Genomic DNA, 8,363 nt, shown 5'->3' with positions numbered 1-8,363 from the left:
GGGGGCCGCCCGGCGGGACGACGCTCGACGCGACGCAGTTCGTGGAGACGTCACACCCCGAGTACGCCGAGGCGATAGATTGGCTGGACGAACGCGAGGGGACGCCCGTCCTCCTCGAAGCGCCCGGGACGAGTTTCTACGCGTCGGGGACGGACGGGCGCGAGGACGTGATGTACAACTGGAACGCGAACCCGGCGTCGAGTCTGACCGGTCTGCCCACCGTCGCCGGATGGGCGCACGAAGTCGGCTACCGCGGCCCCGACGCCTACTACGGGCGCGTCGCCGACGTGGACGCGATGTACACCGGCGACGAGGCGACGCGGGCGCGACTGCTCCGCGAGTACGACGTGCGGTACGTCTGGGTCGGCCCGGGCGAACGCGCCCGCTACGGCGACGTCTCGTTCGAGATGCAGGGCGTCAGCGTCGCCCACCGGTCGGGGTCGGTGACCGTCTACGAGGTGACGCAGGAGCGACTGCCGGCGGCGAACGGGTCGGTCGAAGGATAGTCGCGTCTCGCGGCGGGCGGGCCGGCCCGTCGTCAGGCCGAGGCGCCGCGGTCGGAGACGACGGTGATGGCGTCGGCGTCGATGGTCTCCACGTCGAGGAAGTGCGGGACGAACTGGCGCTTCTCGAACGCTTCGCGTTCGTCTTCGGTGCCGACCGTACACCACAGTTGGGGGGTGTCCGGACCGTGGTAGTCACCCTGCCGGTCGATGGAGAAGCAGATTACCTCCTCGCCGTCGAGTTCGATGGTCGCACCCCGCCGGATGCCGGGGTCGCCGCGGATGATGACCTTCTTCATGCCCGACGCTTCGGCCAGTCGCGGCTTAACGGCTTCGGAGACGGTTCGGCGCGGGGGCGGCGCGGTCGGTCGACGGCGAGAGCGGTCAGTCGGCGGCGAGAGCGGTCAGTCGGCGGCGGAGCCGAACCGGTACACCCGCCCCGACCCCGGCGCGAACGCCGTCGTCAGGACGTACAGTTCGCCGTCGGCGTCGCGGCCGAACGACAGGACCGACTCCGCGAACGGGTCCGCCCCGGGCGTCGCGGGGTCGAGCGTCGCCATCCCACAGGTCGCCGGAACGGTCGCTCGGCGTCGCGACGAACAGCGAGCCGAGCAGGTCGCCGAACACGTACCCGCCCTCCAGCGCGGGGACCGCTTCTCCCCGGTACCTGTAGCCCGCCACGACGGCCGCGCCGAGTTCGGTCCCCTCGCGCCGGTGGGGGTAGCAGACGACGGGGTCGACGAGGGGGTCGCCCGCCGGCGTCGTCGTCGGACACGCCGGGTACGAGCGCTCGCCGCCCGTCAGTTTCGCGAGGGCGGCCATCGCGAGCCGATTGCTGAAACACCGGGAGCCCTCCCGCACGTTCCAGCCGTAGTTACCGCCCCGCCGCACGCGGTTTATCTCCTCGAACCGGTCGACGCCGACGTCGCCGACGTACAGGTCGTCGCCGTCGAACGACATCCGGTAGGGGTTGCGAAACCCCCACGCGTACTGCTCGTCGAGTCCGCTCCGACCGACCAGCGGGTTGTCCGGGGGGACGGCGTACGGGTCCGCGTCCGCGTCCACGTCGATGCGGAGGACGCTCCCGAGGAGGTTGTCCGTCAGGTTCTGTCCGTTCCCGCCGCTGTTCAGCAGATACCAGTCGTTCGCGTGCCCCCGACCCCCGTCGCCGGTGCCGTGGTTGCCGTCGCCGACGGCGACGTAGAGGTGGCCGTCCGGACCGAACTCGACGGCCCCCGCGTTGTGGTTCCGCCCCGGCTGTGGAATCTCCAGAATCGTCCGCTCGGACCCCGGAACCGTGTCTCGGAGGTCGGCCGTCGCGGTGAACTCCGCGAGGACGAACGTGTGGCTATAGCCGGACGGCGTGCCCGGCCGTCGCGGTGCGCTGTAGCGGACGTAGTACCGGCGCGTGTCCGTGAACTCCGGGTGCAGCGCGAACCCGAGGAGCCCCTGCTCCCACGAGACGGGTTCCATCATCCGGTCGCGGACGCGAGGAACGGGTCGGATCGGACGCCGTCGCCGTCGAGGAGGTGGACGCGACCGGTCTTGTCGGCGACGTACCGCTCCGGTCGCCCGGGAACCGACTCGAACGCCAGCGGCTGGTCGAACCCGGTCGCGACCGGTTCGAGGCGAACCGACGGCCCGGTTTCGAGCGCACTCGTCGCCGGCCGGTTGCTCCCCCAGTTCGTTCGCCGATTCGCCAGACCGCCGGCCAGCACCGTCCCTGCGATGCCGCCGAGCAGCGCCCGCCGTCTCATCGTGACATAGGCCTCGGGTCGGGCGACGGCGGTTCGGATGGTAAGTATGCGGTCCATTACCGGCGCGACCGACGAGTATGGAACCGATACGGCGGGGCGTCGCTCACCTCGGTCGTCGAGTTCGGTCGGCCGCAACCGGTCGGTCGCCCCCCATGAACGACGCGGGCGCGGAGCGGCGAGCGGGTACGTGAAACCTCACCACGGCGGTTCGTACGGCGTCCGCGAACCAAACGGGTTTTAACGGGCCGTGTCGAAACACGCACAAGGTCGATATCTATGCAGATGCCACGCCGATTCAACACGTACTGCCCGAACTGCAACGGGCACCACGAACACGAGGTCGAGAAAGTCCGAACCGGACGCCGACGGGGATGAAGTGGAACGCCCGTCAGACCCGCCGCGGAAAGGCGGTCATCGGGAACGCCGGGAAGTTCTCGAAGGTGCCCGGTGGCGACAAGCCGACGAAGAAGACCCACCTGAAGTACATCTGCTCGGACTGCGGCAAGGCCCACATGCGCGAGGGCTGGCGCGCCGGCCGACTGGAGTTCCAGGAGTAACTCATGGCGGGTAACTTCTACCTCGTTCAGTGCACCGACTGCGACAACGAACAGGTCGTCTTCGGCAAGGCCTCGTCCGTCGTCAACTGCGCCGTCTGCGGGACGACGCTGGCGACGCCGACCGGCGGTGACGCCGAGATTCACGGCGAAGTCGTCGAGACGGTCGAACGACGCTCTGCCGAGGCGTAAGCTCCCCTCTGGAGGTATTTACAAATGAAGTACAGCGGTTGGCCCGACAGCGGTGAACTCGTCGTCGGAAAGGTCGACGAGATAACCGACTTCGGGGTCTTCGTCGACCTCGAAGAGTACGAAGACAAGCGCGGTCTCTGCCACATCAGCGAGGTCGCCAGCGGCTGGATCAAGAACGTCCGCGACCACGTCCGCGAGGGACAGACGGTCGTCGCGAAGGTGCTCGACGTCGACACGGGGTCCCAGCAGATAGACCTCTCCATCAAGGACGTCAACGAGCACCAGCGCAAGGAGAAGATCCAGGAGTGGAAGAACGAGCAGAAGGCCGACAAGTGGATGAGTCTCGCGTTCGGCGAGGACGTCTCCGACGAGGAGTACAGCGCCATCGCGAACGCCGTGCTCGCCGAGTACGAGACGCTCTACGACGGCTTCGAGCAGGCGGCCATCCACGGCGCGGCCGCCCTCGACGACGTCGACCTCGACGACGACGAGGTCGAGACGATAGTCGAGACGGCCCGACAGAACGTCTCGGTGCCGTACGTCAACGTCACCGGCTACGTCGACATCCGGTGTCCGACGGGCGACGGCGTCGACCACATCAAGGAGGCGCTGAAGGCCGCCGAGGGCGACGACGTGCCCGAGGAGATTCAGCTCGAGGTCACCTACGTCGGCGCGCCCGAGTACCGCATCAAGGTGCGCGCGCCCGACTACAAGACGGCCGAGACGGCGCTGGAAGACGCCGCCGGACGCGCGAAGTCGGTCATCGAGGCCGAGGGCGGCACCGGCGACTTCCACCGCGAACGGCACGAAGACGACGAGTAGGACCGTGAAGTCGGACATCCGGGTCTGTAGCGCGTGGCGCGACGCGCACGAGCGGCCCGTCTACACGCTTTCTGACACCTGTCCCGACTGCGGCGCGGACGCCGTCAACAGCGCGCCGGCTCCGTTCAACCCCGAGGACCCGTACGGGGAGTACCGACGCGCTCTTAAACGCCGCGTTCGGGAATAGGGGCATGGAAGATATCGAAGTGGAGACGCTCGCGGAACCGGACCTCCGTGACCCGGTCCTCGTGGAGGGACTGCCGGGCGTCGGTCACGTCGGCAAACTCGCCGTCGAACACCTTCTCGAAGAACTCGACAGCGAACCCGTCCGGTACGTCTACGCCGACGAGTTCCCACCGCAGGTGACGCTGGACGAGGACAGCGTCGCGGAGTTGGCTCGCGCGGAGTTCTACGCCGTCGACGCGGGCGACCGGGACTTGCTCGTCCTCACGGGCGACCACCAGGCGCAGTCGAACGCCGGCCACTACCACCTCACGGACACGTTCCTCGACGTCGCCGAGGAGTTCGGCGTCGAGGAGGGGTACGCCCTCGGCGGCGTTCCGACGGGCGAACTCGTGGACGAACCGACCGTCCTCGGTGCGGTGACCGACGCCGACGACGCGGCGTCGCTCGAAGACGCCGGCGTGGAGTTCCGCGAGGACGAACCCGCGGGCGGCATCGTCGGCGTCAGCGGCCTCCTCCTCGGACTCGGCGAGCGTCGCGGCCTCTCGGTCGCCTGTCTGATGGGCGAGACCAGCGGCTACCTCGTGGACCCCCAGAGCGCTCAGGTGGTGCTCGAAGTGCTGCAGGAGGCCATCGGCTTCGAAGTCGGCTTCGAGTCGCTTGAGGAACGCGCCGAGGAGATGAAGGAGGTCGTCGGCAAGATTCAGGAGATGCAGAACCAACAGCAGGGGATGAGCGACGACGACCTGCGGTACATCGGCTGAGCTACGCCGTCTCGAACCGATTCGCGAGGTCGAGTCCGTCGGACACCACGTCGGGCGCGACGGTGAGTCGTATCGTATCGCCGTCACGTTCGACGAGGTCGGCCTGTTCCAGTTTCGGCAGGTGCACGTGGACGAGGTTCAGCCTCGCCACCGAGGGCGAGTTCAGCCCCGACTCGTCGTCGGCGACGAGCCTCGACACCAGCGCGTCGAAATCTATCTCGTCGGGCCCGTTCGACGCCGGAGAGAGGTACGTGAGGATGCGACGCCGTACCGCGTCTGCGAACGCGACGAACCGCTCGTTCACGATGGCGTCTCGTGTCACTACGTGATCAACACAATCCCGAATGTATTATATCCTGATATTTATGGTACGTATCTGGTATCGTCAGACTTCGAGAATGTCGTCGTCTTGGACCGGGGGAATCGAGAGCGACCCGTCGAGTGCGGTGACTGCCCGGCCGCCGACTCGGACGTCGGTATCGACGCGGACTCGGACCTGACCGGGTCGGTCGACGAAGTGACCCTGTTCGAAGACCATCTCGTCGGGGACGTCGCCGTCGAACGCGTCGACGTGGCGGAGGTACGCGCCGCAGGCACCGCTGGCGGTGCCGGTGACGGGGTCTTCGGGGATGCCGATACCGGGGGCGAACATCCGCGCGTGGAGCGTCGAGTCCGCCTCGAGGGCGTCGAAGGTGAAGACGTACACCCCGGCGACGTCGTACTCGTCGGTGAGAGCCTCGACGCGGGCAGGTCCGGGTCCGCGCCGCCGAGATGTTCGAGGAAGTTCACGGGGACGACGAGGAAAGGGAGGCCCGTCGAGGCGACGGCCGGCGGGATGGACGCGCCCACGTCGCGGAACGCGGCGGGGTCGACGCCGAGGGCGTCGCCGAGTCTGTCGTAGTCCAGTTCCACGCGGTCGACGCTCGGCGCGTCCTGCGTCATCCAGACGGTGCCGTCGGCTTCGACGTCGACGTCGAGGACGCCCACGTTCGTCTCGACGGTGTGCGTGCCGGCGTCGACGACGCCGTCGCGGTGGAGGTGCGCGTGCGCGGCGATGGTAGCGTGCCCGCAGAGGTCTATCTCGCGCGTCGGCGTGAAGAAGCGAAGTCGGCGGTCCGCACTGCTCGACGACTGGACGAACGCCGTCTCGCTGACGGCGAGTTCTCGGGCGACGGCCCGCATCTGTTCGGTCGCGAGGTCACCGTCGGGGACGACGCCGGCGGCGTTGCCGGCGAGCGGTTCGGCCGAGAACGCGTCGACGAGGAGCGTACGACGAGTCTGCATAGAGCCCTCGACGGCCCTCGCGGGTAAGAATCCCGGCGGTTCGAGCGAGTCCCCTCCGCCCGTCGCCCTCCTACCGGCGACGGCTTCGGGACCCGGACATCGGCGTCTCGAACGGCGACGGACGGCGGCGTCACTCCGTGGCGACGCCGGGGCGGGACGCCTCGCCCTCCATCACCTCGCGCATGTTCATGCACGAGGGGCAGCCGAACACTTCGTCCTCGGTGTCGCCGAAGACGCGCACGAAGTCACGGGTCACGAACTCGCCGCAGTTGTTGCAGGTGTACATGGGTCGTCACATCCTGTTGTATGTTGGCATACGACATGGTCGTATAAAAGTATGTGCTCGGTAGCGGATAGGTAGGGGTCGTGAAACGTCCGTCGAGTTGACGAGCGCGAGGCGAGACGGACACGTTAAAGGGGGCAACGCCCCGTTCGTGTAGTGGTGAACGAAGCCCATGGGCGACCTCCCCGACGAGTTTAACTGCACGATCACGAACTGGGAGTATATCTACGGCCGGTGCCGCGACGTGAGCGACCAGGTGAAGGCCGCCGAATTCGAACCGGACGTGGTCGTCGCACTCGCGCGCGGCGGGTGGTTCGCGGGCCGGTGCATCTGCGACTTCCTCGGACTGGACGACCTGACGAGCCTGAAGATGGAACACTACGTCGGAACGGCCCAGAAGTCCGGCGAACCCGAGGTGCGCTACCCGATGCCGGAGGGCAGCGTCGAGGGCAAAGACGTGCTCATCATCGACGACATCGCCGACACCGGCGGGTCCATCGAACGCGCCTACGAGTACGTGACCGAACGCGACGCGGGCGAAGTCCGGACGGCGACGCTCCAACTGCTCCAGAGCAGCGAGTTCGAACCCGACTTCGTCGGCGAACGCCTCGAAGAGTGGGCGTGGGTCGTCTACCCGTGGAACTTCATCGAGGACATGATCGACCTCACAACCGGCGTCATGGAGAAGGCCGACCGGGAGACGTTCGACGTGGAGTCGGTCCGGCACTTCCTCGCGGAGTACCACGACGTCGACCGCATCGAGATGGAGATAGCCCAGCCGAACCGGATGAGCGAGGTGATGGCCGAGATGGAACGCCGCGGCTACGCCGAGGCGACGGCCGACGGCGAGTGGCGACTCGTCGAGAACGACGGCGTCGGCGCGTGACGTGACGAAGGCGCGCACTTACTACCCGTCCCCACGAAGCGGGGACGAGAGACCGTGACCCAGCGTTCGAGCCCCGTCGACCGCTTCTTCTGGTCCCGACACGAGAACCCCGGGAGCGTCTGGACGCTGGTCGGGGCGTATCCGATGCTGGTCCTGAGCGTCTACCGCCGAGACCGCCGACTGCTCGTCGGAACGCTCCTGTTCGTGGCCGTGAACCCGTTGCTGTTCTCCCCGCCCGCCGACGACCGAGCGTGGGCCACGCGCGTCGTGCGCGGCGAACGGGTCTGGCTCGACCGGGGCCTCCGTTCGTCGCGGCCGGAGACGGCGTTCGCGGTACTCGCCGCTCCGGTGTACCTGTACACGCTCGGGGCGGCGGCGGCGCGACGACCGGTCCGGACGGCGCTCGGGGCGGTGGTCTCGGTGGTCGTCATGCTGGCGTTCTTCGACCGGATGGTGCGACTGTACGAGGACGCGAGCGAGGCCGACGACCCCGGTACCGACGCCGCCGCGTCGGGAACCGGCGACGACGGGGAGTGACGGAACCTCGTCGACTACGGGTAAGCCGCGCCGTCTCCGAAGCGTTTGAGAGCGTGCCGGGACAGACCCGAACGTGGCTTCGCTACTCTCTATCTTCGGCACGGCTATCCTCCCGATACTCGCCGTCGGGGCGGTCGGGTTCGCCCTCGGTCGCACCAAGGACGTCGACACCGACCCGCTGAACACCGTCGTCGTCTACGTCCTCGCGCCCGCACTCGTCCTCCACAGTCTCGCGACGACGACGCTGGCGGGGTCAACCTTGGTCGGCATCGTCGCGGCGGTGACCGCCTACCACCTCGTGATGATAGTCGTCGCCGAGGGCGTCGGCCGCCTCCTCGGGGAGACGGACCCCCTGCTGAGCGCCCTCGTCCTCGTCTCGGCGTTCTCGAACTCGGGCAACTACGGCATCCCCGTCTCGAACTTCGCGTTCGGCGACGCGGGGCGGGCGACGGCCGTCGTCTTCCTCTCCGTGCAGGGCGTCCTCATCTACACGCTCGGCGTCTTCATCGCCTCCCGCGGCGGCGGGAGCGGCGGACTGGCCGGCGCGAAGCGCGTCTTCCGGATTCCGCTCGTCTACGCCGTCGTCGCCGCTCTCCTC

At 68.0% G+C, this 8,363-nt stretch carries 12 protein-coding genes and 3 pseudogenes; 9 read left to right on the top strand and 6 right to left on the bottom strand.

Annotation, left to right across the window (positions count from 1 at the left end; all coding sequences use genetic code 11):
- Positions 1-506 (top strand): annotated as a pseudogene (locus tag GJ632_RS16550) (hypothetical protein); the annotation flags it as partial.
- A 32-nt stretch (positions 507-538) separates the two neighbouring features.
- Here the strand turns inward: GJ632_RS16550 and GJ632_RS16545 are convergent.
- The 3 genes from GJ632_RS16545 to GJ632_RS22320 all read right to left on the bottom strand — a co-directional run bounded on the left by GJ632_RS16545 (position 539) and on the right by GJ632_RS22320 (position 2,317).
- Entirely contained in the window at positions 539-802 is a 264-nt protein-coding gene (locus GJ632_RS16545; RefSeq protein ID WP_089805044.1) for an HAH_0734 family protein, read from the bottom strand.
- Between the two features lie 85 nt (positions 803-887).
- Complete coding sequence (locus GJ632_RS16540; RefSeq protein ID WP_197428043.1) at positions 888-1,979, bottom strand: sorbosone dehydrogenase family protein; 1,092 nt, start codon at positions 1,977-1,979, stop codon at positions 888-890.
- Complete coding sequence (locus GJ632_RS22320) at positions 1,976-2,317, bottom strand: hypothetical protein (protein ID WP_197428042.1); 342 nt, start codon at positions 2,315-2,317, stop codon at positions 1,976-1,978. Before GJ632_RS22320 ends, GJ632_RS16540 begins: the two co-directional genes overlap by 4 nt.
- 219 nt (positions 2,318-2,536) lie before the next feature.
- Between GJ632_RS22320 and GJ632_RS16535 the strand changes: the two are divergent.
- The 5 genes and pseudogenes from GJ632_RS16535 to GJ632_RS16515 all read left to right on the top strand — a co-directional run bounded on the left by GJ632_RS16535 (position 2,537) and on the right by GJ632_RS16515 (position 4,775).
- Positions 2,537-2,817, top strand: a pseudogene (locus GJ632_RS16535) (50S ribosomal protein L44e).
- A gap of 3 nt (positions 2,818-2,820) precedes the next feature.
- Positions 2,821-3,006 (top strand): 30S ribosomal protein S27e, encoded by a 186-nt coding sequence (locus GJ632_RS16530; RefSeq protein WP_089805039.1) that lies wholly within the window; start codon positions 2,821-2,823, stop codon positions 3,004-3,006.
- A gap of 24 nt (positions 3,007-3,030) precedes the next feature.
- Entirely contained in the window at positions 3,031-3,828 is a 798-nt protein-coding gene (locus tag GJ632_RS16525; RefSeq protein ID WP_089805037.1) for a translation initiation factor IF-2 subunit alpha, read from the top strand.
- 4 nt (positions 3,829-3,832) lie between these two features.
- A complete protein-coding gene (locus tag GJ632_RS16520) occupies positions 3,833-4,015 on the top strand; it encodes an RNA-protein complex protein Nop10 (protein WP_089805035.1) in 183 nt (60 codons plus the stop codon).
- A 4-nt stretch (positions 4,016-4,019) separates the two neighbouring features.
- Complete coding sequence (locus GJ632_RS16515) at positions 4,020-4,775, top strand: proteasome assembly chaperone family protein (protein ID WP_089805033.1); 756 nt, start codon at positions 4,020-4,022, stop codon at positions 4,773-4,775.
- 1 nt (position 4,776) lies between these two features.
- On the opposite strand, the gene GJ632_RS16510 is transcribed toward GJ632_RS16515, so the two are convergent.
- The 3 genes and pseudogenes from GJ632_RS16510 to GJ632_RS22315 all read right to left on the bottom strand — a co-directional run bounded on the left by GJ632_RS16510 (position 4,777) and on the right by GJ632_RS22315 (position 6,345).
- Entirely contained in the window at positions 4,777-5,097 is a 321-nt protein-coding gene (locus GJ632_RS16510) for a hypothetical protein (protein WP_197428041.1), read from the bottom strand.
- A 63-nt stretch (positions 5,098-5,160) separates the two neighbouring features.
- Positions 5,161-6,059: pseudogene (locus GJ632_RS16505) on the bottom strand (PhzF family phenazine biosynthesis protein).
- A 130-nt stretch (positions 6,060-6,189) separates the two neighbouring features.
- Positions 6,190-6,345, bottom strand: coding sequence for a hypothetical protein (locus GJ632_RS22315; RefSeq protein ID WP_177232528.1), 156 nt, complete (start codon positions 6,343-6,345; stop codon positions 6,190-6,192).
- A 169-nt stretch (positions 6,346-6,514) separates the two neighbouring features.
- Here GJ632_RS22315 and GJ632_RS16500 point away from each other — a divergent pair, with 169 nt between their 5' ends.
- From GJ632_RS16500 to GJ632_RS16490, 3 genes are all read left to right on the top strand, one after another.
- Positions 6,515-7,228, top strand: a complete 714-nt coding sequence (locus tag GJ632_RS16500) for a phosphoribosyltransferase (RefSeq protein WP_191453524.1) — start codon at positions 6,515-6,517, stop codon at positions 7,226-7,228.
- Positions 7,229-7,282: 54 nt separating this feature from the next.
- Positions 7,283-7,765 (top strand): DUF6653 family protein, encoded by a 483-nt coding sequence (locus GJ632_RS16495; protein ID WP_191453523.1) that lies wholly within the window; start codon positions 7,283-7,285, stop codon positions 7,763-7,765.
- A gap of 73 nt (positions 7,766-7,838) precedes the next feature.
- On the top strand, positions 7,839-8,363 hold a 525-nt coding region (locus GJ632_RS16490; protein WP_343161224.1), incomplete at its 3' end, for an AEC family transporter.

This window comes from Halogeometricum sp. CBA1124, from assembly GCF_009741955.1.
GTDB lineage: Archaea > Halobacteriota > Halobacteria > Halobacteriales > Haloferacaceae > Halogeometricum > Halogeometricum rufum.
Note: the sequence above shows the minus strand (reverse complement) of the source record. Positions and strands in the feature narration are given on the sequence as shown.